Annotated in this window: 17 protein-coding genes; 11 read left to right on the plus strand and 6 right to left on the minus strand. The window is 70.1% G+C overall.

All coding sequences use genetic code 11. The features are described 5' to 3' along the window. The first annotated feature begins 123 nt into the window (after positions 1-123). The 3 genes from FFS15_RS13495 (at position 124) to FFS15_RS13505 (ending at position 1,989) form a co-directional block, all read left to right on the plus strand. Positions 124-633 (plus strand): FHA domain-containing protein, encoded by a 510-nt coding sequence (locus FFS15_RS13495; protein ID WP_137845563.1) that lies wholly within the window; start codon positions 124-126, stop codon positions 631-633. Continuing rightward, positions 633-1,325, plus strand: coding sequence for a MerR family transcriptional regulator (locus FFS15_RS13500; protein WP_137845564.1), 693 nt, complete (start codon positions 633-635; stop codon positions 1,323-1,325). The genes FFS15_RS13495 and FFS15_RS13500 overlap by 1 nt, the downstream gene beginning before the upstream one ends. A gap of 118 nt (positions 1,326-1,443) precedes the next feature. Continuing rightward, positions 1,444-1,989, plus strand: coding sequence for a MerR family transcriptional regulator (locus tag FFS15_RS13505; RefSeq protein ID WP_137845565.1), 546 nt, complete (start codon positions 1,444-1,446; stop codon positions 1,987-1,989). A 28-nt stretch (positions 1,990-2,017) separates the two neighbouring features. Here FFS15_RS13505 and FFS15_RS13510 read toward each other — a convergent pair whose 3' ends face one another. Then, positions 2,018-3,256, minus strand: coding sequence for a PLP-dependent transferase (locus FFS15_RS13510; protein WP_137845566.1), 1,239 nt, complete (start codon positions 3,254-3,256; stop codon positions 2,018-2,020). Positions 3,257-3,358: 102 nt separating this feature from the next. Between FFS15_RS13510 and FFS15_RS13515 the strand changes: the two genes are divergently transcribed. Then, positions 3,359-3,856, plus strand: coding sequence for an Lrp/AsnC family transcriptional regulator (locus FFS15_RS13515; RefSeq protein WP_137845567.1), 498 nt, complete (start codon positions 3,359-3,361; stop codon positions 3,854-3,856). Between the two features lie 195 nt (positions 3,857-4,051). Here FFS15_RS13515 and FFS15_RS13520 read toward each other — a convergent pair whose 3' ends face one another. Next, on the minus strand, positions 4,052-4,867 hold the full coding sequence (locus FFS15_RS13520; protein ID WP_137845568.1) for a ParA family protein: 816 nt from the start codon (positions 4,865-4,867) through the stop codon (positions 4,052-4,054). A gap of 73 nt (positions 4,868-4,940) precedes the next feature. Here FFS15_RS13520 and FFS15_RS13525 point away from each other — a divergent pair, with 73 nt between their 5' ends. The 3 genes from FFS15_RS13525 to FFS15_RS13535 are packed head-to-tail and all read left to right on the plus strand — an operon-like array spanning position 4,941 to position 10,451. Next, a complete protein-coding gene (locus FFS15_RS13525) occupies positions 4,941-8,348 on the plus strand; it encodes a pyruvate carboxylase (RefSeq protein ID WP_137845569.1) in 3,408 nt (1,135 codons plus the stop codon). A 52-nt stretch (positions 8,349-8,400) separates the two neighbouring features. Then, positions 8,401-9,954 (plus strand): MinD/ParA family protein, encoded by a 1,554-nt coding sequence (locus FFS15_RS13530; RefSeq protein WP_137845570.1) that lies wholly within the window; start codon positions 8,401-8,403, stop codon positions 9,952-9,954. A gap of 8 nt (positions 9,955-9,962) precedes the next feature. After that, a complete protein-coding gene (locus FFS15_RS13535; protein WP_137845571.1) occupies positions 9,963-10,451 on the plus strand; it encodes a peptide deformylase in 489 nt (162 codons plus the stop codon). A gap of 180 nt (positions 10,452-10,631) precedes the next feature. Here FFS15_RS13535 and FFS15_RS13540 read toward each other — a convergent pair whose 3' ends face one another. Further along, on the minus strand, positions 10,632-12,458 hold the full coding sequence (locus tag FFS15_RS13540) for an AMP-dependent synthetase/ligase (RefSeq protein ID WP_137845572.1): 1,827 nt from the start codon (positions 12,456-12,458) through the stop codon (positions 10,632-10,634). 150 nt (positions 12,459-12,608) lie between these two features. On the opposite strand from FFS15_RS13540, the gene FFS15_RS13545 reads away from it, so the two are divergent. From FFS15_RS13545 to FFS15_RS13555, 3 genes are all read left to right on the plus strand, one after another. Next, the gene (locus FFS15_RS13545; protein ID WP_137845573.1) at positions 12,609-13,544 is read left to right on the plus strand and encodes an ROK family glucokinase; all 936 of its coding nucleotides are present in this window, start codon (positions 12,609-12,611) and stop codon (positions 13,542-13,544) included. A gap of 3 nt (positions 13,545-13,547) precedes the next feature. After that, positions 13,548-14,234, plus strand: a complete 687-nt coding sequence (locus FFS15_RS13550) for a lysophospholipid acyltransferase family protein (protein WP_137845574.1) — start codon at positions 13,548-13,550, stop codon at positions 14,232-14,234. Between the two features lie 73 nt (positions 14,235-14,307). Further along, positions 14,308-15,645, plus strand: a complete 1,338-nt coding sequence (locus FFS15_RS13555; RefSeq protein ID WP_137845575.1) for a class II 3-deoxy-7-phosphoheptulonate synthase — start codon at positions 14,308-14,310, stop codon at positions 15,643-15,645. A 98-nt stretch (positions 15,646-15,743) separates the two neighbouring features. On the opposite strand, the gene pknB is transcribed toward FFS15_RS13555, so the two are convergent. Both pknB and FFS15_RS13565 read right to left on the minus strand, forming a co-directional pair. After that, positions 15,744-17,687, minus strand: a complete 1,944-nt coding sequence (pknB, locus tag FFS15_RS13560; RefSeq protein WP_137845576.1) for a Stk1 family PASTA domain-containing Ser/Thr kinase — start codon at positions 17,685-17,687, stop codon at positions 15,744-15,746. 91 nt (positions 17,688-17,778) lie between these two features. Continuing rightward, entirely contained in the window at positions 17,779-18,945 is a 1,167-nt protein-coding gene (locus FFS15_RS13565) for a LysM domain-containing protein (RefSeq protein ID WP_137845577.1), read from the minus strand. Positions 18,946-19,156: 211 nt separating this feature from the next. On the opposite strand from FFS15_RS13565, the gene FFS15_RS13570 reads away from it, so the two are divergent. Beyond that, entirely contained in the window at positions 19,157-19,507 is a 351-nt protein-coding gene (locus FFS15_RS13570; protein ID WP_137845578.1) for an Rv2175c family DNA-binding protein, read from the plus strand. A gap of 3 nt (positions 19,508-19,510) precedes the next feature. On the opposite strand, the gene FFS15_RS13575 is transcribed toward FFS15_RS13570, so the two are convergent. Next, the gene (locus FFS15_RS13575) at positions 19,511-20,605 is read right to left on the minus strand and encodes a polyprenyl synthetase family protein (protein ID WP_137845579.1); all 1,095 of its coding nucleotides are present in this window, start codon (positions 20,603-20,605) and stop codon (positions 19,511-19,513) included. Between the last annotated feature and the right edge of the window lie 24 nt (positions 20,606-20,629).

Genomic DNA, 20,629 nt, shown 5'->3' on the forward strand with positions numbered 1-20,629 from the left:
GATGAGCCCGCGCGGCATCCCGATCGAAACGGTGCGAAACATTGGAGAACCCGATGAATCGGGCGAAACCGGCCCTTTCGCGCCGCAGTCCATCGGCTAGGCTTGCCACGCAGAGGAGGCAACGTGGAGGACAACCGCCGACCCGAACCGGACGAGATCCGGCGAGGTCCCGGCGCGGGGGACGACCTGCAGGAGTCCGACCGCGGCACTGATACCACCCAGACTTTCGGGCACGATTCCGATCTGTCGTTCATCCCCTTCGGGAGTGAACTGGGCGAGGCCGAACTCGATGCGATCGAGTCGCTTCCCTCGGGGGCGGCGTTGCTGCTCGTGCGGTCAGGACCCACGGCCGGAGCCCGCTATCTGCTCGATACCGACGTCACGACGGTGGGTCGGCATCCCGAGGCCGACATCTTCTTCGACGACGTGACCGTGTCGCGTCGTCACGCCGAGATCACCCGCACCGGCACGTCGTTCGAACTCGTCGACCAGCGCTCTCTCAACGGCACCTACGTCAACGGCGAACGCGCCGACCGCGCGGTGCTCGTCAACGGCTCCGAGGTGCGCATCGGCAAGTTCCGCCTCAACTTCTTCGTCTCGCCCGCCGACCTCGCGCAGGCGGCGGACGGCTGATGCCGGCCGTTTCCGCCCGAGGACGCGCTGCGTCACCGGGTCTTCTGAGCATTGGCCAGGTGCTTGCCAGGCTCTCGCCGGAGTTCCCGACGCTCACCTCGAGCAAGCTCCGATTCCTCGAAGTGCAGGGCATCGTCACACCCACGCGCACCGAGTCGGGGTACCGCAAGTTCTCGCAGAACGACCTCGAGCGACTGCGTCTCGCGCTCACGCTGCAGCGCGACCACTACCTGCCGCTCGTCGTGATCCGCGAGTACCTCGAAGACGTCGACGCCGGCCGCAACCCGGCGACGCCCGCGGCCGTGCCGCCGACCTCGATCGTCCCGGCCCCGCGCCGTTACCGCCGGGAGGAGCTGCTGGCGGCGTCCGGCGCCGCGCCGCAGCTGCTCAACGACGCGATCAGCACGGGCGTGCTCGTTCCCGCGGACGCCTACACCGACCAGTCGGTGGCGCTGCTGCGCGCGCTCGTGGCGCTCGACCGGCACGGCATCGAGCCGCGCCACGTGCGTGCGCTCCGCCAGAACGCCGAGCGTGACGTGGCACTCATCGACCAGGCGCTCGCGCCGCTCCTGCGACGGACGGATGCGGCATCCCGAGGCCGCGCCGGCGAACTCGCCCCCGAGCTGTTGAACAGGCTCGACGATGTGCGGGCGATCTTCGTCAAGGCGGCTCTCGACCGTCTGCTGTCGTGAGGTCGGGTGCCGGATCCGTCACGATCCGGCGACACGCCGAGGCGCTGCGACCGATGTCGTTGCCGGACGGCCGGGGCTCATCTAGCGTGGACTTAGCCATTCCGGAGGGGGGACGAGCATGACTGCTCGAGAAACGGCGGGCGAACAGCCTTACGCCGACGACCTCCTCTTCACCGACGGTCTGCCGCAGATGGACGACGAGGTCGGCTACCGCGGCGCTGTCGCAGCCCGCGCCGCCGGCATCACCTACCGTCAGCTGGACTACTGGGCCCGCACCGAGCTCGTCGAGCCCACGGTTCGCGGGGCGTCGGGGTCGGGTTCCCAGCGGCTGTACGGCTTCCGCGACATCCTGGTGCTCAAGCTCGTCAAGCGCCTGCTCGACACCGGCATCTCGCTGCAGCAGATCCGCACCGCGGTCGAGCAGCTGCGTGCGTCCGGCATCCGCGATCTCGCCGGCACCACGCTCATGAGCGACGGCGCCTCGGTCTACCTCTGCACCTCGAACGACGAGGTCATCGACCTCGTGAGCCGCGGGCAGGGCGTCTTCGGCATCGCCGTGGGCAAGGTGCTGCACGAGGTCGAGTCGACGCTCGTCGACTTCGACGCTCAGGCGCCCGACGCGATGGACGAGCTCTCGGCCCGTCGCGCTGCGCGCAGCGCCTGACCCGCAGAAGCTCGCCGCCGCCGGCGCGCTACGCCTGAAGCACGCGCTCCTCGGCATCCATCGCCACATCGACGGATGCTGCAGCCGCCGTCACCGCAGCGAACGCCTGCGCGAGGTCGGCGATCAGGTCGCCGGGGTTCTCGAGGCCGATCGACAGGCGCACGAGCGCTGCGGAGGGCTTGGCGGCGGCATCCACCGGACGATGCGTGAGGGCTGCCGGATGCTGGATGAGCGAGTCGACGCTGCCGAGCGACACCGCGTGCGTGAACAGCCGCACGGCCGAGGTCAGCGCGCTCGCGGCCTCGTAGCCGCCTGCGAGTTGGATCGCGATCATCGCGCCCGGCCCGGACTGCTGGGTGCCGACGAGTCCGCGCGGATCGCACTCGGCGAAGCCGGGGAAGTGCACCGCGCGCACCTCGTCGCGCGTCGCGAGCCACTCGGCGACGACGCGCGCGCCCTCCTGCTGCGCGCGCACGCGTAGCGGCAGGGTCGCAAGGCCCCGGTGCAGCAGGTACGCGGCGAGCGGGTGCAGGATCGCGCCGGTGATCGCACGGGTGCGGCGCAGCGACGCGGCCGTGGCGGCATCGCACGCCACGACTCCGCCGACGACGTCGCCGTGGCCGCCGAGGTACTTCGTGGCGCTGTGCAGCGAGATCGCGGCGCCGAGATCCAGCGGGCGCTGCAGCACCGGTGTCGCGAACGTGTTGTCGACGAGCACAGGCACATCGCCTGCGGCCGCGACGACGGCGCGGATGTCGACGAGGTCGAGCGTGGGGTTCGCCGGCGTCTCGAGCACGACCAGCGCGGTGTCGGGGCGGATGGATGCCGAGACCTCGGCCTCGGTGCAGAACGTCGTCTCGATGCCGAGGAGGCCCGAGGCGAGCAGATGGTCGGTGCCGCCGTAGAGCGGGCGCACCGCGACGACGTGGCGCAGGCCCCGGTCGTGCGAGAGCGACAGCAGCACCGCGGTGACCGCGGCCATGCCCGACGAGAACGCGACGGCCTCTTCGGCGTGCTCGAGGCGCGCGAGGGCCTCTTCGAACCGCGCGACGGTGGGGTTCCACAGGCGCGCATAGACGTGGGAGCCGCCCTCGAGCGGGAGTCCGCCGGTCGCGAGCACCTCGTACGAGAGCCCGCCGACCTCGACGTCGGGAAGCGGATTCGTCGACGAGAGGTCGAGGGGGAGGGCGTGCACACCGAGGCTCGCGAGATCGTCGCGGCCGGCGTGGACGGCAAGGCTGTCAGGGTGCAGCGTCATCGGCGTCATGGAGGAATCGTCGATGATTGCGCAGAGAATGGCAAGAAGTCTTGAGTGATTGATCGGACTCCGTCACAATCGTGAGTGGAATCCACAACAGGGAGTGCGCCGATGACGCCGACGTCGAAGAATCCGCAACTGCCGTCGGCGGGGCTCGACGGCACCGACCGGGCGATCCTCGCGGCGCTCATGGAAGACGGCCGCATGACGAACGCGGCGCTCGCTGCGCGGGTGGGCGTCGCGGAGTCGACGTGTGCGTACCGCGTCAAAGCGCTGCGGGAGTCGGGCGTCATCTCGAGCATCAGCGCGCAGCTCGATCTGGCGGCGGTGGGGCGGCCGATCCAGGCGCTCGTGCGTGTGCACCTCTCGAGCCACAGCCGCGTGCACATCGATGAGCTGCTCGACCGGCTCGTCCGCATGCCGGGGTCGCTGTCGGTCGCTCACGTCGCGGGCGACAACGACTTCCATCTGCACGTCGCGGTCGCAAGCCCGGAGCGCCTCCGCGATCTCATCCTCGAGCACATCACGACGCATCCGGCGGTCACGAAGACCGAGACGCAGCTCGTGTTCGAGGTGCGCGCGGGTGCCGGAGTGCTCGGGCCGCTGTAGGTGCGCTTCGTCTCGCTTCGCTCGCTCAGCGACCCGGTCCCTGAGCGAGGCCGCGGAGCGCCCGAGACGAAGGGTGGTCCCTGAGCGAGGCCGCGAAGCGCCCGAGACGAAGGGTGGTCCCTGAGCGATGCCGCGAAGCGCCCGAGACGAAGGGTGGTCCCTGAGCGAGGCCGCGAAGCGCCCGAGACGAAGGGGTCAGCGCCCGGGGACGGTGTCTCCGGCGACCGGGATGCGACCGGTGCGCATCACGCGGTCGAGCAGCGCGTCGAAGTCGGCCGCGAGCTCTTGGGCCGAATCGCCGGGCCAGATGTGCAGCGGCTTCGCCGCACCCTGCGCCTGCTGCAGCGACGTGCGCTCGGGCAGCTGCGGCGTGAGGACGAGCGGGCCGAACATGTCGCGCAGCTCTTTGATGCGGAACTGGTGCTCGATCGACTGGGGCCGCACGCGGTTGACGACGATGCCCAGCGGCTGCAGGCGCGGTGAGAGGCCGCGGCGGATCTCTTCGATCGCGCGCAGCGCGCGGTCGGCGGCGGCGACGGAGAAGAGCCCGGGCTCGGTCACGACGATGACGCGATCGGATGCCGCCCACGCGGTGCGCGTGAGGGCGTTGAGCGACGGCGCGCAGTCGATCAGCACGAGGTCGTAGTCGGCCTCGATGGTCGCGAGCGCCTCTTCGAGCTTCCAGACGTCGCGCACGCTCGGGTGCGGACCGTCGAAGTTGATGGCGGAGGGACTGCCGATCATGACGTCGATGGTGCCGGGATGCACCTTCGCCCACCCGCTGGAGGTGATCGCCTGCTTGACGGTCTTCTCTTTGGGGTTGGCGAGGACATCGGCGACGTTGAGGCGACCGGCGACTTGGATATCCATGCCGGTCGACACATCGGACTGGGGGTCGAGGTCTACCACGAGGGTACGGACGCCCCGCGCGAAAGCCGCGGATGCGAGCCCTAGCGTCACGGTCGTCTTGCCGACCCCGCCTTTGAGCGAGCTGACGGAGAGTACGTGCACAATCCACCACGTTACCGTCCCCTAGGCTGAGAGCACACTCAGGCCCGCCCGCACCGCCGCATCCGGAGGTCGAATGTTCCGCAAGATCCTCGTCGCGAACCGCGGTGAAATCGCCATCCGCGCCTTCCGCGCCGCCGTCGAACTGGGGGCGCGCACCGTCGCGGTATTCCCCTACGAAGACCGCAATTCGCTGCACCGGCTGAAGGCCGATGAGGCCTATCAGATCGGCGAGAAGGGGCATCCCGTCCGCGCGTATCTCGACGTCGCCGAGATCATCCGCGTCGCGAAGGAATCGGGCGCCGACGCGATCTACCCGGGCTACGGCTTCCTTTCGGAGAACCCCGACCTCGCCGAGCAGGCGGCCGCCAACGGCATCGCCTTCATCGGCCCGCCCGCCCGCGTGCTCGAGATGGCCGGTAACAAGGTCACCGCGAAGCATCACGCGATTGCGGCCGGCGTGCCGGTGCTGCGATCGACCGAGGCCTCGGACGACGTGGATGAACTTCTCGCGCAGGCGGCCGACATCGGATTCCCGATCTTCGTCAAGGCCGTCGCCGGCGGCGGCGGACGCGGGATGCGGCGGGTCGAAGTTCCCGAGGAGCTCGCGCCCGCCCTCGCCGAGGCGATGCGCGAAGCGGGCAGCGCCTTCGGCGATGCCCGCGTGTTCCTCGAGCAGGCCGTGCAGCGACCGCGCCACGTCGAGGTGCAGATCCTCGCCGATCAGACGGGCGAGACCGTGCACCTGTTCGAGCGCGACTGCTCGGTGCAGCGCCGCCACCAGAAGGTCATCGAGATCGCGCCCGCGCCGAACCTCGACCCGGCCGTCCGTGACTCGCTGCACGCCTATGCCGTCGCGTTCGCGCGCTCGATCGACTACCAGAATGCCGGCACCGTCGAGTTCCTTCTCGAGACCGCCGGACCCCGCATCGGCGAGGTCGTCTTCATCGAGATGAACCCCCGCATCCAGGTCGAGCACACCGTGACCGAAGAGGTCACCGATGTCGACCTCGTGCAGTCGCAGATGCGGATCGCGGCGGGGGAGACCCTGGCAGACCTCGGCCTCACGCAGGACCGCATCCATCTGCGCGGCGCGGCCCTCCAGTGCCGCATCACGACCGAGGACCCGACGCAGGGGTTCCGCCCCGACACCGGCAAGATCACGACGTACCGCTCGCCCGGCGGCGCCGGCATCCGCCTCGACGGCGGCACCACGGCGGCCGGATCCCAGATCAGCCCGCACTTCGACTCGATGCTCTCGAAGCTCACGTGCCGCGGCCGCGACTTCGGCGCCGCGGTCGTGCGTGCGCGGCGGGCACTGGCGGAATTCCGCATCCGCGGCGTGTCCACCAACATCCCGTTCCTGCAGGCCGTCCTCGACGACCCGGCGTTCGTCGCCGGCGATGTCTCGACGTCCTTCATCGACGAGCGGCCCGAGCTGCTGAAGGGCCGCGAGTCGAAGGACCGCGGCACCAAGATGCTCAACTGGCTCACCGACACGACGGTGAACAAGCCGAACGGCGAGAACCCCGTCACGATCGACCCGCGCAAGAAGCTGCCGGTGCTCGACCTCACCGCCGAGGCTCCCGCCGGCTCCCGCCAGCGCCTGCTCGAACTCGGTCCCGCGGGCTTCGCGAAGGCGCTGCGCGAGCAGACCGCCCTCGCCGTCACCGAGACGACGTTCCGCGACGCACACCAGTCGCTGCTGGCGACCCGCGTGCGCACGAAGGACCTCGTCACGGTCGCGCCCTACGTCGCGCGCCTGACGCCCGAGCTGCTCTCGGTCGAGGCGTGGGGCGGGGCGACCTACGACGTCGCGCTGCGCTTCCTCGGCGAAGACCCGTGGGAGCGCCTCGACCGCCTCCGCACGGCGCTGCCGAACGTCGCGATCCAGATGCTGCTGCGCGGCCGCAACACCGTCGGCTACACGCCGTACCCGACCGCGGTCACCGACGCGTTCGTGCGCGAGGCCGCCGCGAGCGGCATCGACATCTTCCGCATCTTCGACGCCCTCAACGACGTGAACCAGATGCGCCCCGCGATCGACGCCGTGCTCGCCTCGGGCACCGCAGTCGCCGAGGTCGCCGTCTGCTACACCGGCGATCTGCTCAACCCGGCCGAAGACCTCTACACGCTCGACTACTACCTGCGGCTGGCGGAGCAGATCGTGGATGCCGGCGCCCACGTCCTCGCGATCAAGGACATGGCCGGGCTCCTCCGACCCACCGCGGCATCCCGCCTCGTCTCTGCGCTCCGCGAGCGGTTCGACGTCCCCGTCCACGTGCACACGCACGACACCGCGGGCGGACAGCTGGCGACTCTCCTCGCCGCGAGCGCGGCCGGAGCCGACGCCGTCGACGCCGCGGCGGCTCCGATGTCGGGCACGACCAGCCAGCCGTCGCTGTCGGCGCTGGTCGCCGCCCTCGCGCACACCGAGCGTGACACCGGCATCTCGCTCGACGCCGTGTCGGATCTCGAGCCGTACTGGGAGGCCGTGCGTCACCTCTACAGCCCGTTCGAGTCGGGGCTGCCGGGCCCCACCGGGCGTGTGTACCACCACGAGATCCCGGGCGGCCAGCTGTCGAACCTGCGCCAGCAGGCGATCGCGCTGGGCCTTTCGGAGGACTTCGAGCTCATCGAGGACATGTACGCCGCCGCGAACGACATCCTCGGCCGCGTGCCGAAGGTGACGCCGTCGTCGAAGGTCGTCGGCGACCTCGCGCTGCACCTTGCCGCGGTCAAGGCCGACCCCGCCGACTTCGCCGAGAACCCGCAGAACTACGACATTCCCGACTCGGTCGTGGGGTTCATGGCGGGCGAGCTGGGCGATCTTCCTGGTGGGTGGCCCGAGCCCTTCCGCACCAAGGTGCTGCAGGGCCGCACGGTGAACATCGAGGTGACTCCGTTGACGGATGCCGAGTCCGACGCTCTGGCGGCGGATGCGGCATCCCGTCGCGACATGCTCAACAAGCTCCTCTTCCCGGCGCCGACCCGCGCGTTCCAGCAGGTGCGCGACGTCTTCGGCGACCTCAGCGTGCTCGACACCGCCGACTACCTGTACGGCCTTGCACCAGGCACCGAGCACGTCGTCGAGATCGAGCGCGGCGTGCAGCTGTTCGTCGGGCTGGAGGCCATCGGCGAGGCCGACGACAAGGGCATGCGCACGGTCATGACGACCCTGAACGGCCAGCTGCGTCCGGTGTTCGTGCGCGATCGCAGCATCCAGGTCGATACGCGCCAGGCCGAGAAGGCGGACACCTCCAAGCCCGGCCAGATCGCGGCCCCGTTCTCGGGCGTCGTCACCCTCAAGGCGAACGTCGGCGACACCGTCACGGCGGGCCAGCCGGTCGCCTCGATCGAGGCGATGAAGATGGAGGCGGCCATCACCGCACCGGTCGACGGCGTCGTCGAGCGCCTCGCGATCGGCGAGACGCAGCAGGTCGACGCAGGGGACCTTTTGCTCGTCGTCCGTCCCGCGCAGTAGCCTGGAGGGCGGCACCCGCCCGAAACCGCCACATTCTTTGGAGAAATCCGCAGTGACGCCCGATCGCCCCGACCAGACGCCCGACGAGACCGAGCACGGCGTGCTCTCCGATACCGGAAGCATCGACACCGCACGCCTGGGCTTCCTCGGTGGGCCGACCGCGCAGGTGAGCGTCGAGCTTCCGTCGGACTCCGACGACGACCGTGACGACGACGTGATCGACGACGAGGTGCCCTTCGTCGTCGAGATCCCCGCCGAGGCCATCGCCGCAGACGCCACCGAGGCCGAGATCGTCGAGGCCCCGGTCGTGGACGACGTCTACACGCCGGTCGAGCCCGCGGAAGACATCGCCGACGCCGAAGTGGTCGGCGAGACCGGCGAGCACCCCGTGGTCGACGACGCCTCGTTCGTCTCGGCGGTCGCCGCCGAGGATGACGAGTGGACGGATGCCGCGCCCGCCGCACTGACTCCTGAGCGCATCGACGCCCCGGTCGCCGCGCCCGTGGCGCCCCTCACCGACACCGGATCGGTGCCGGCCACCCGCCGCGAGGTCTTCCACTCCGAAGACGCCGTGCTCGAGGGGCGCGCCGTCGAGCACGTGCAGCCGCTCCCGCAGGTGACGCTCACCTCGAAGCGCCTCGGCGAGTTCGAAGCCGACCGAGAGACGGCAGATCTCCTCACCGCCGACCGCCTGCTCGACCCGCACCAGGTCGTGCGCTCCGAGCCCGAGGGTGCGTGGCAGCACTTCGTCTACTCGATCTCGGGGCACCGCATCAACCTCGGCGACGGAAAGCGCGCCCGCGCGCGCAAAGAGCTCGACCGCCGCATCTCGGCTCCGCTCAACGGCGGCGCCCGCTTCGTGCCCGTGCTCTCGCGCAAGGGCGGCGTCGGAAAGACCACCGTCACGACGCTGCTCGGCATGGCGCTGGCCGACGCCCGTGACGACCGCATCATCGCGATCGACGCCAACCCCGACCGCGGCACGCTCGCCGAGCGCATCGCGCGCTCGAGCGGCAAGACGGTTCGCGATCTCGTGCGCATCCGCGCCGAGGTGGCCGGCTACAACGACCTGTCCTCGATCGTCGCGCGCGACGAGACGCGACTCGACGTGCTCGCGTCCGACACCGACCCGCGAGTGTCCGAGGCGTTCAGCGACGTCGACTATCACGACGTCGCCTCCCTCGCCGCGCACTACTACTCGATCGTGCTCACCGACACCGGCACGGGCATCGTCCACTCGGTCATGAGCGCGACCCTCGAGCGAGCCGATCAGCTCGTCATCGTCGCCGGCCTCAGCGTCGACGAGGCCCGCTTGGCGTCCGAGACCCTCACGTGGCTCGAGACCAACGGGTACGCCGAGCAGGTGCGCTCGGCCGTCGTCGTGCTCAACAACGCGCGTCCCGGGGCGCCGCTCGTGCAGCTCGACGAGCTCGAATCGCACTTCCGCAGCCGTGTGCGCGCTGTCGTGCGCGTGCCCTACGATCCGCACATCGCCGCCGGCAGCGCGATCGCCTTCCGCGACCTGCTGCCTGCCACGCGCCTCGCAGCTCGTGAGCTCGCGGCATCCGTCGTCGAAGGTCTTCGCACCTTCGCGTCCGCCGCGTAGGCCAGGTCATGGCAGTCAGGCCCATCCGCGTCTTCGGCGACCCCGTGCTGCGGGCCGTCACCGCGCCCATCGACGAGATCGACGACGGCGTGCGGGCGCTCGTGCGCGACCTGCTCGACACCGTCGCACTGCCCGGCCGGGCCGGCGTCGCAGCCACGCAGATCGGTGTCGGCCTGCGCGCCTTCAGCTACAACGTCGACGGCGAGATCGGCTACGTGCTCAACCCGGTGCTCGAGGTCTCGGGCGATCCCGAGCCGATCGGCGAGGGGTGCCTGTCGGTCCCCGGTCTCTGGCACGATGCCGTGCGGCATCCGTGGGCCCGAGTCGTCGGCACCGATCTCGACGGCAAAGAGGTTGTGCTCGAGGGCGAAGGGCTCATGGCCCAGGCGCTGCAGCACGAGACCGATCATCTTGACGGGATGCTGTACCTGCAGCGGCTGACTCCGGAAGAGCGCCGCATCGCGATGAAGGAGATCCGCGAGTCGGACTGGTTCTGACGCGCTTCGTCTCGCTTCGACCCGCACTGAGCGAGCGCAGCGAGACGAAGTGTCGCTCAGCGACCGGGTCCCTGAGCGAGGCCGCGGAGCGATCGAGACGAAGGGCGCCCGTCCCGCCGCAAGACACGCGAAAGCCCCGACTCCTTCGAGAAGGAGTCGGGGCTTTCGGCATCCGTCGCCTTACGAGAGCGAGACGTTCGTCGTGTTGACGGGGACCGAGTAGATCTCCTCGATCTCGGTCGCGAAGTCGTCCATGATGACGTTGCGCTTGATGCTCATCTTGGGCGTCAGGTGACCGCTGGCCTCGGTCCACTCGTTCTCGAGGATCGTGAACTTGCGGATGGACTCGGCCCGCGACACGGTGGTGTTCGCGGCGTCGATCGCGCGCTGAACCTCGGCGCGCACGGCGTCGTTCTTCGCGGCCTCTGCGATCGGCATGTCGGCGGCCAGGCCGTTGTTCGCGAGCCACGTCGGCAGCATCTCGGTGTCGAGGGTGATCAGCGCCGAGATGAACGGCTTCTGGTCGCCGACGACGACGACCTGGCCGACGATCGGGTTGGAGCGGATCGGGTCTTCGAGCGCGGCGGGGGCGACGTTCTTGCCGCCGGCCGTGACGATGATCTCCTTCTTGCGGCCGGTGATCTTGAGGAAGCCCTCGTCGTCGAACGTGCCGATGTCGCCGGTCTTGAACCAGTCGCCGTCGAACGCCGCGGCGGTCGCCTCGGGGTTGCGCCAGTACTCCTTGAAGACGTTGATGCCGCGCACCTCGATCTCGCCGTCGTCGGCGAGACGCACGCCGACGCCCGGAAGCACCGGACCGACCGTGCCGATCTTGGACTTCGTAGCGAGGTTCACCGTCGCGGGCGCCGTCGTCTCGGTGAGGCCGTAGCCCTCGAGGATCGTCACGCCGAGGCTGTGGAAGAAGTGACCGAGACGCGGGCCGAGCGGAGCGGAGCCGGATACGGCGTAGACGACGTTGCCGCCCATGGCCGTGCGCAACTTGCTGTAGACGAGCCGGTCGAAGAGCTTGAACTTGATCTTCGTCATCAGCGGCACCTTCTTGCCCTCCTGCTGGAGGGTGGAGTGCTCGACGGCGGTGTGGGCGGCGGCGCGGAAGATCTTGCCCCTGCCACCGGCTTCCGCCTTCTGCTCTGCCGAGTTGTACACCTTCTCGAACACGCGCGGCACCGCGAGCAGGAACGTCGGCTTGAACGAGCCGAGCGCCGGCAGCAGCTGCTTCGTGTCGGGCTGGTGGCCCGTCTTCACACCCGCGTGGATGTCGAGCACCGAGATGAAGCGCGCGAAGATGTGCGCCGTCGTGATGAACAGCAGCGTCGACGCGCCGGGCGTCTCGACGACGTCCCGCAGCGCCTTGGAGGAGTTGCGCACCAGCTCGACGAAGTTGCTGTGGGTCAGGACGCAGCCCTTGGGGCGGCCCGTCGAACCCGACGTGTAGATGAGGGTCGCGATGTCGGCGCCGTTGGCGATCTTGCGACGGCGCTCGATCTCGTCGTCGGCGACGGATGCGCCGTCGGCGATCAGCTTGTCGAGATCGCCGCCCTGCATCTCCCAGACCGAGCGCACGAGCGGAACCTCTGAGCGCACCTCGGCGATGCGGGCGGAGTGGTCGGCCGACTCGGCGATGCACGCGATGGCACCCGAGTCCGAGAGGATCCACGACACCTGTGCCGCGGAGCTCGTCTCGTAGATCGGGACCATGACCGCACCGGCATAGAACAGGGCGAAGTCGACCAGCGTCCAGTCGTAGGTCGTGCGGGCGATGAAGCCGACCTTCTCGCCGGGTTCGATGCCGGCGGCGACGAAGCCCTTCGCGAGGGCGATCACCTGCTTCTGGAAATCGGCGGCCGTGACATCGCGCCAGCCGTCGCCGTCGGGGACGGCGAACAGCGCGAGCTGCGGGGTCTTGGCGACGCGGTCGGCGAGCAGATCGCCGACGTTCGCCTGGGGATCGGCGGGGACGATCGCGGGGACTTCGAATTGAACCACGGCAGCTCCTTCGGTACCGAATGATGTTTCGGGGTAGATCTCATTGGAGTCTAATCGGGTGGGATGCCGCGACCACCCCGGCTGTGGACGAAGGCGCCCCACTAGACTTCAAGACGCCGTCGCGCGCGCGACGGCAGGAGAGGGAGTGCGGTGCTCAAGGTCGGGATCGACATCGGCGGGACGAAGATCGCAGGCGGTGTGGTCGACGAGAACGGAACCATCGTCGAGAAGCTGCGCGTCGACACTCCCGAAGACACCCGCGAGCTCGCTCAGGCGGTCATCGACATGGTGCGGCACCTCCGCGCCGCCCACGACGTCGGCGCCGTCGGGGTCGCTGCGGCGGGCTTCATCGACCGCGACCGCGCGACCGTCATCCACGCGCCGAACATCGCGTGGCGCAACGAGCCCCTCAAGGCGACGCTCGAGGCCGGCATCGGCCTCCCCGTCACGATCGAGAACGACGCGAACGCCGCCGGATGGGCGGAGTTCCGCTTCGGCGCCGGCCGGGACGTCGATCACATGGTCATGCTCACGATGGGCACCGGCGTCGGCGGTGCGGTCGTGCTCGACGGCGAGCTCTTCCGCGGCGGCCACGGCATCGGAGCCGAGCTCGGCCACATCCGCTTCACACGTGACGGGCTGCCGTGCGGGTGCGGGCAGAACGGCTGTCTCGAGCAGTATTCATCGGGCCGAGCCCTCCAGCGCGAGGCGAACGCCATCGCCGACGCCGGCGGCATCGGCGACGTTCTCGCGTCGCTCCGCGCCGAGAAGGGCACCATCAGCGGGCCGGCAGTGTCGCGGCTCGTGCTCGCCGGCGACCCCGGCGCGATCGAGGCCCTCCGCCGCGTCGCGACGGCGCTCGGCGAGGCATGCGGCGGCTTCCAGGCCGTGCTCGACCCCGAGCTGTTCGTGATCGGCGGGGGAGTGGCGCAACTGGGCGACGATCTGCTCGAGCCCGTCCGCATCGCCTATGAGACCTCGCTCCCCGGCTACGGCGACCGCCCCGTCGCCGCCTTCGCGATAGCCCGGCTCGGCAACGACGCCGGCCTCATCGGCGTCGCCGACCTGGCAGGACGCGAGGCGTAGCCGATGTTCTACTGGCTGATGAAATACGTGGTCATCGGACCGATCGTCAAGGCGATCTTCCGTCCGTGGATCGTCGGCCGCCGCAACGTCCCCGCAGAGGGCGGTGCGATCCTCGCGAGCAACCACCTCTCGTTCGTCGACTCCGTCATCCTGCCGCTCATGATCGACCGGCCGGTGGCGTTCCTCGCCAAGAGCGACTACTTCACCGGCAAAGGCCTCAAGGGCTGGGCGACCGGAATGTTCATGAAGGCGACCGGCCAGCTGCCGATCGACCGCACCGGCGGCAAGGCGTCCGAGGCGTCGCTCAACACCGGTCTGCAGGTGCTCGGCGGCGGCGAGCTGCTCGGCATCTACCCGGAGGGCACCCGCAGCCCCGACGGCAAGCTGTACCGCGGCCGCACCGGCATCGCCCGCATGGCGCTCGAGGCCCGCGTGCCGGTCGTGCCGGTCGTGATGGTCGACACCGACACGATGATGCCGATCGGTCAGCGGCTGCCGAACGTGGTGCGGGTCGGGGTCGTCATCGGCGAGCCGCTGGACTTCTCGCGATTCGAGGGCATGGAGGGCGACCGCTACATCCTGCGCTCGATCACCGACGAGATCATGGTCGCGCTGCAGCGGCTGGGCGAGCAGGAGTACGACGACGTCTACGCGTCGACGGTGAAGGACCGGCTGCCGACGAAGGCTTGAGCCTGGTCCGCGGCGCCGTCGCGGTGCCGTCATGCGCGTCCGGGCGGGCTGCGCCCCCGGCTAGAATGAGCGGATGCCTCAGCAGCCCGATTCCCTCGATCACTGGCGGACTCTGCCGATCAAGCAGCAACCCGCGTGGCCCGATGCCGACGCGGTCGCCGCCGTGTCCGCCGAGATCGCGACGCTGCCTCCGCTCGTGTTCGCCGGCGAGGTCGACAACCTCCGCGATCGGCTCGCTCGCGCGGCATCCGGTCGTGCCTTCCTCCTTCAGGGCGGCGATTGCGCCGAGACGTTCGCCGGCGCCACCGCCGAGCAGATCCGCAACCGCATCAAGACGGTCCTGCAGATGGCGGTCGTGCTCACCTACGGCGCGTCGATGCCGATCGTGAAGATGGGGCGCATGGCGGGCCAGTTCGCCAAGCCTCGCTCGAGCGACACCGAGACACGGGGCGATGTGACGCTGCCGGCCTACCGCGGCGACATCGTCAACGGGTACGACTTCACGGAGGGTTCGCGCCAGGCCGACCCGCAGCGGCTGCTGAAGGGGTACCACACGGCCGCGTCCACCATCAACCTCATCCGCGCGTTCACGCAGGGTGGCTTCGCCGACCTGCGCGAGGTCCACTCGTGGAACAAGGGCTTCGCCGAGAACCCCGCGAACCAGAAGTACGAGCGCCTGGCGACCGAGATCGACCGTGCGATCAAGTTCATGGAGGCCGCCGGCGCAGACTTCGACGAGCTCCGCCGCGTGGAGTTCTACACCAGCCACGAGGGCCTGCTGATGGACTACGAGCGGCCCATGACGCGCATCGACTCGCGCACCGGCACGCCGTACAACACCTCGGCTCACTTCGTCTGGATCGGCGAGCGCACGCGCGACCTCGACGGCGCGCACATCGACTACTTCTCGAAGATCCGGAACCCGATCGGCGTGAAGCTCGGGCCGACGACCTCGCCCGAGATGGCGCTGCAGCTCATCGACAAGCTCGATCCCGAGCGCGAGCCCGGGCGCCTGACGTTCATCACGCGCATGGGCGCGGGCAAGATCCGCGACGCGCTGCCGCCGCTGCTCGAGGCGGTGCGCGACTCGGGGGCCACCCCGCTGTGGATCACCGACCCGATGCACGGCAACGGCATCACGACGCCGACCGGCTACAAGACGCGTCGCTTCGACGACGTCGTCGACGAGGTGCGTGGCTTCTTCGAGGCGCACCGCGCCGTCGGAACGTTCCCGGGCGGCATCCACGTCGAACTCACCGGCGACGACGTCACCGAGTGCCTCGGCGGCTCGGAGGAGATCGACGAGGCCGCCCTCGCGACCCGCTACGAGAGCCTGTGCGACCCGCGCCTGAACCACATGCAGAGCCTCGAGCTCGCGTTCCTGGTGGCCGAGGAGCTCGAGAAGCGCTGAGCTTCTGCCCTGCGCTGGCTCGCGCTGTCGAAACCGCCATTCGCGCCCGAGAACATCGACCGCGGATGCCGGTTTCGGCAGCGCGGACTGCGCGCGGCTCAGCCGGTCGCGGTGATCTGCAGCGTGACCACCGTGCCGCGGGTGTGGTAGCTGTCGGCGTCCGGGTCCTGGTCGGTGACCTCGGTGAGGCCGTCGGGCCATACGTTCCACAGCACCGAGTAGTTGACCTCGAAGCCCGCGTCGCGGAGGGTCTGTGCCGCAGAGTCGCGCGTGAAGCCGACGACATTCGGCACCGGATAGGTCGGCGGCCCTGTCGAGACGACGAGCGTCGTGGCGTCGCCGGCGCGCCACCACCCGCCGTCGGCGCGCGGTGTGATCGCGATGACCGAGCCCGCGGCGACGTCTTCGCTCGCCTGCTCATCCACACCTTCGGCCACGACGAGCCCGGCATCCGTCAGGGTCGCACGTGCCTGGTCGGCGGGCTGGCCGGTGACGTCGGGAAGGGCCCCGAGCGACACCCACAGCGTCGCGGCATCGCCCTCGTGCGCGGCGCAGCCCTCCCCGCAGGGGATCTCGGCGCTGCCGTCGGCGGGGAACACCATGACGCCGACGATCGCGCCGTCGGGGCGCTCGGTGTAGAACTCCCGGTCCTCGTCGCCCACGTCGATCAGCACCGAGTCGAGGTACGACGCCACGTCGTCGCGCGTGCCGCCGAGCATCGATTCGAGCTGCACCTCCGCCGGCCCGAGCGACACGTACACGTCAACGGTGGAGTCCTGCTCGACCGGTGTTCCCGACCCCGGATCCGTGCGGATCACCTCGCCCGCCGGCACCTCGAGACTCGTCTCGCTCTTCTCGACGGCCACCAGCGCGTCGACGGCGAGGCGGTCCTTCGCCGCGGCGAACGTGCCGCCGGTGACATCGGCCACCAAGACCATCGACCCCGGCCCCGACCCGAACCACCAGCCGACGCCGGCCGCAAGCGCCGCGAGCAGCAGCACGAGCGCGATGAGCCAGCCGCCCTTTGCGCGGCGGCGCTTGGTGGCGGTACGCAGGCGGGTCGCGTTGTCGACCTCGTCGACGGATGCCGTAGCCACCGCGCCGGTGGTGGGAAGCACCGCGGTGAGCTCGCCCGAGGGGATGCCGTCGTCGGGCACGGCCCCGCTCGGCGCGGTGCGGGTCACGACGGGCGTGATGCCCAGGTCGCGCTCGATCTCGCGCAGGCGCTCGAGCATCTCGCGCGCGTCGGACGGGCGGTCGTCGGGGGAGCGCTCGGTCGACCACAGCACGAGCTCGTCGAGCGGCTCGGGAACGCCCGGGTTCTTCACGCTCGGGCGCGGCACCGAATCGGTCGCGTGCTGGAAGGCGATCTGCATCGGCTGTTCGCCCTTGTAGGGCTGCTCGCCGGTGAGCATCTCATAGAGGAGGATGCCGAGCGAGTAGATGTCGCTGCGGGCGTCGGCGGTGCCGCGCGTGACGAGCTCGGGTGCGAGGTAGGCGATCGTGCCGAGCAGCTGCGAGCCGGTGGCGGTGTTCGCGGTCGTGGCCCGAGCCAGCCCGAAGTCGCCGATCTTGATGCGGCCGTCTTCGGCCAGCAGCACGTTCTCGGGCTTGACGTCGCGGTGCACGATGCCCGCGCGGTGCGCGGCGGCCAGACCCGAGAGGATCGCGTCCATGATCGACACCGCCTGCGGTACGGTCAGGCGCCGCTGCTCGCGCAGGAGCTCGCGCAGCGTGATGCCGGGCAGGTACTCCATGACGAGGTAGGCCATGTCGCCGTCCTGGCCCTGGTCGAACACGTTCACGACATGCGGATCGGCTAGGCGCGCCGCCGCTCGGGCCTCTTGCACGAATCGGCTCTGGAACACGGTGTCGTCGCTCAGATGCCCGTGCATGATCTTCAGCGCGACGCGGCGCTCGAGACGCAGATCGGTGGCGACGTAGACGGTCGCCATACCGCCACGGGCGATGCGAGCACGGACGCGGTATCGACCGTCGACCAGACGGCCGATCAGCGGATCCGTCTGCTGACTCGTGCTCACGCTGAAAGTCTAGGGACGGTTGCCTGTGACCCGGGGGAGCGCCTCACCCGCACCGGTGACCGTGACGCGATCGGAATGGGACGCCGCGGGCTCACCCGAGGGCGGCGAGCCAGGCATGTGCCGGCTTCTCCCACTGGGCATACCGGTCGGGGTAGGCCGATATCTGCACCGCTTGGGCTGCCTGGGCGAAGGTCATCGACTGCCACCCGGCGATGTCGAGGAGTCCGCGCGTGCGTGAGCCGTTGGGGTCGGATGCGCCGCCGTAGAACGCCTTGATCGAGCGCACGGCGTCTCGCACTTCGGCCTCGGTGCCCCACCCGGTGCTCGGGCGCTGTTGGAAGAGCCCCAGCGAATCGCGGTCGCCCCAGTCGAGGTTGCGGATCCACGACTCCTGCATCGCCGTGCCGAGGGCGATCGCGATGCCGCGGTCGGGGACCCCGAGTTCGCGCCCGACCGAGACGATGAGCTTCGCGTTGGCGATCTGCTCGGCGTCGAGCCCGGCGAGCGCGCCCTTCGCGGGGATCGTGAGCTTCTGGCCGGGGTAGATGATCGAGTTCCAGCCGAGTCTGTTGGCCGCCAGCATCGCCTGCGCGCTGACGCCGTGGCGCTTGGCGATGGCGCTCACGGTGTCGCCGGCCTTCACGGTGTACGCCCCGGCAGTCGGCGCCGGCGTCGGAGCGGGAGCCGGGGCGGGAGCGGATGCCGCGGGCGTCGTGGCCGAAGCGGGCACCATCTTGCCCGGGATCGCGAGCTTCTGGCCGGGGTAGATGATCGAGGACCAGCCGAGCTTGTTGGCCGCCAGCACCGCCTGCGTCGATGTGCCGTGGCGCTTGGCGATGGCACTCACGGTGTCGCCGGCCTTCACGGCGTAGGTGACGGATGCCGCGACCGGCGTCGCGGCCGGGGTGCTGGGTGCCGCGGCAGCGGTGCCGCCGGAGAGCTTGAGCACCTGGCCGGGGTGGATGATCGACCGCCACGACAGGCCGTTGAGCGCCAGCACGTCGGCGGTGCGGAGCCCGAACTTCGATGCGATGCCGCTCACGGTGTCGCCGCGGCGCACGGCGTAGGTCGCCGGCGTCGCCGCGGCCGTGCGCGGGGCCGCGATCAACTGCGCGGCCGCCGGTGTGCTCGTGCCGAGCACGTGCGCGGGCAGGGCACGCAACGGCATCGCACGCTGCGGTCGCTCTTCGGCGACGCGCGGCTCGGCGTGCGCCGGCGCGGCTGACAGCGCGAGGGCGATCGAGCCGACGACGGCCATGGGAACTCCCACGGCGATGGACCGCCCGGCGTGCGCGGAATGGGTGCGGTGATCAGGTCGCAAGAGATCCCCCCTCTGTGACTTCGAAAACCGTGTCACGGAAGTGAACAGGTGTCAACAGCTGTTATAGGAGGGGACTGTGTGACTGATGTTGCTGATGGGACGAACGCGGGGAGTGCGACGCCCCGCGTCGGAGTGCGATAGTTGCTGGGTGACCGCTGACGAAACCTCGCGCACCGAGACCGAATGGCTCACCCTTCCCGACATCGTGGAGCTGACCGGCGAACCGCTCAATCGCGTCCGCAATCTGCTCGACGAGAAGCAGCTCATCGGATCGCGCCGCGACGGCGTGTTCAAAGTGCCTGCTCTCTTCCTCAAGGACGGCGAGCCGATCGGGTCGCTGCGCGGCACGATCTTCGTGCTGCACGATGCCGGCTTCACCGACGATGAGGCCATCGACTGGCTGCTGTCGGACGAGGAGTCGATCGGCATCCCCCCGATCGAGGCGCTGCGTGCCGGACGCAAGAGCGAAGTGCGCCGCGTGGCGCAGGCGCTCGCGTAGCGATCAGGTGACGCGCACCGTCGCGGCGCGCGCGAGATCGCGCAGGTCGCCGACGGCGGTGTTGCCGAGTCGCACGCCCGACAGGGCGCGCTCGGCTTCACGCGCGTAACCCGCGATGAGCGCCTCGACGCGGTCGAGCGCGCCGGTGTCGACGATCGTCTGCTGCAGCGACGCGATCTGGCCCTCATCGAGCTCCGGGTCGCCGATCAGCTCGTCGACGGTGCGGCGCGCCGGCGCCGGCAGCGCCTCGCGCGTGTAGGCGACAAGTACCGTGCGCTTGCCTTCACGCAGGTCGTCGCCCGAGGGCTTGCCCGTCTCGCGCTGATCGCCGAAGACGCCGAGCACGTCGTCGCGCAGCTGGAACGCCATACCGAGCGGGTGCCCGAACGCGCGCAGAGCGGACGCCTGCGCGGCATCCGCTCCCGCCAGGGCCGCGCCGACCGCGAGCGGCTGCTGCACGCTGTAGCGGGCCGACTTCAGCGACGCCACACGCAGCGCGCGCTCGGCGTGGCGCTCGTCGGGCTCGGTGCGAAACGCCGATTCCTCGGCGATGTCGAGGAACTGCCCGATCGTGACCTCGCGGCGCATCATGGCGTACTCGAGGCGGGCGGCCGCGGCGCGCTCGGCGGTTGCGCCCTGGAGTCCCTCCTCGAACAGGTCGTCGCTCCAGGCCACGAGCAGGTCGCCGAGCAGGATCGCGCTCGAACGGCCGAAGGCCGCGGCATCCCCGACCCATCCCGCAGCGCGATGCTCCGCCTCGAGCGCACGGTGGGCGGCGGGCCGGCCGCGACGGGTGTCGGAGTTGTCGATCAGATCATCGTGCACGAGCGCGGCGGCGTGGAAGGCCTCGAGCGCCGCGGCTGCGGCGACGACGTCTTGAGGGGCGGATGCCGATGTGCTCGAAGCCTCTGCCACGGCGCGCCAGCCGGCGATGCAGAAGCGCCCGCGCAGGCGCTTGCCCCCCGAGACGGCGGTCTCGGCGGCGTCGACCAGCAGGCGCGCCTCGGCGCCGAAATCGCGTGTCGCATCGCGCTGGGCCGTGACGAAGGTGTCCAGTCGCTGGGAAATCGCTTCGACCGGGGCGAGGGAGGCTGTCACGGGCCTAGCCTAGTGATCTACGGC

It is taken from the genome of Microbacterium sp. 2FI (assembly GCF_005502885.1).
Lineage (GTDB): Bacteria > Actinomycetota > Actinomycetes > Actinomycetales > Microbacteriaceae > Microbacterium.

What these genes read in the sequence shown, in the direction of transcription:
- FFS15_RS13500 (WP_137845564.1), top strand. Translation starts at nt 633, where the DNA reads ATGCCGGCCGTTTCCGCCCGAGGACGCGCTGCGTCACCGGGTCTTCTG.
- FFS15_RS13510 (WP_137845566.1), bottom strand. Translation starts at nt 3,256, where the DNA reads ATGACGCCGATGACGCTGCACCCTGACAGCCTTGCCGTCCACGCCGGC.
- FFS15_RS13555 (WP_137845575.1), top strand. Translation starts at nt 14,308, where the DNA reads ATGCCTCAGCAGCCCGATTCCCTCGATCACTGGCGGACTCTGCCGATC.
- FFS15_RS13550 (WP_137845574.1), top strand. Translation starts at nt 13,548, where the DNA reads ATGTTCTACTGGCTGATGAAATACGTGGTCATCGGACCGATCGTCAAG.
- FFS15_RS13515 (WP_137845567.1), top strand. Translation starts at nt 3,359, where the DNA reads ATGACGCCGACGTCGAAGAATCCGCAACTGCCGTCGGCGGGGCTCGAC.
- FFS15_RS13525 (WP_137845569.1), top strand. Translation starts at nt 4,941, where the DNA reads ATGTTCCGCAAGATCCTCGTCGCGAACCGCGGTGAAATCGCCATCCGC.
- FFS15_RS13565 (WP_137845577.1), bottom strand. Translation starts at nt 18,945, where the DNA reads ATGGCCGTCGTCGGCTCGATCGCCCTCGCGCTGTCAGCCGCGCCGGCG.
- FFS15_RS13535 (WP_137845571.1), top strand. Translation starts at nt 9,963, where the DNA reads ATGGCAGTCAGGCCCATCCGCGTCTTCGGCGACCCCGTGCTGCGGGCC.
- FFS15_RS13505 (WP_137845565.1), top strand. Translation starts at nt 1,444, where the DNA reads ATGACTGCTCGAGAAACGGCGGGCGAACAGCCTTACGCCGACGACCTC.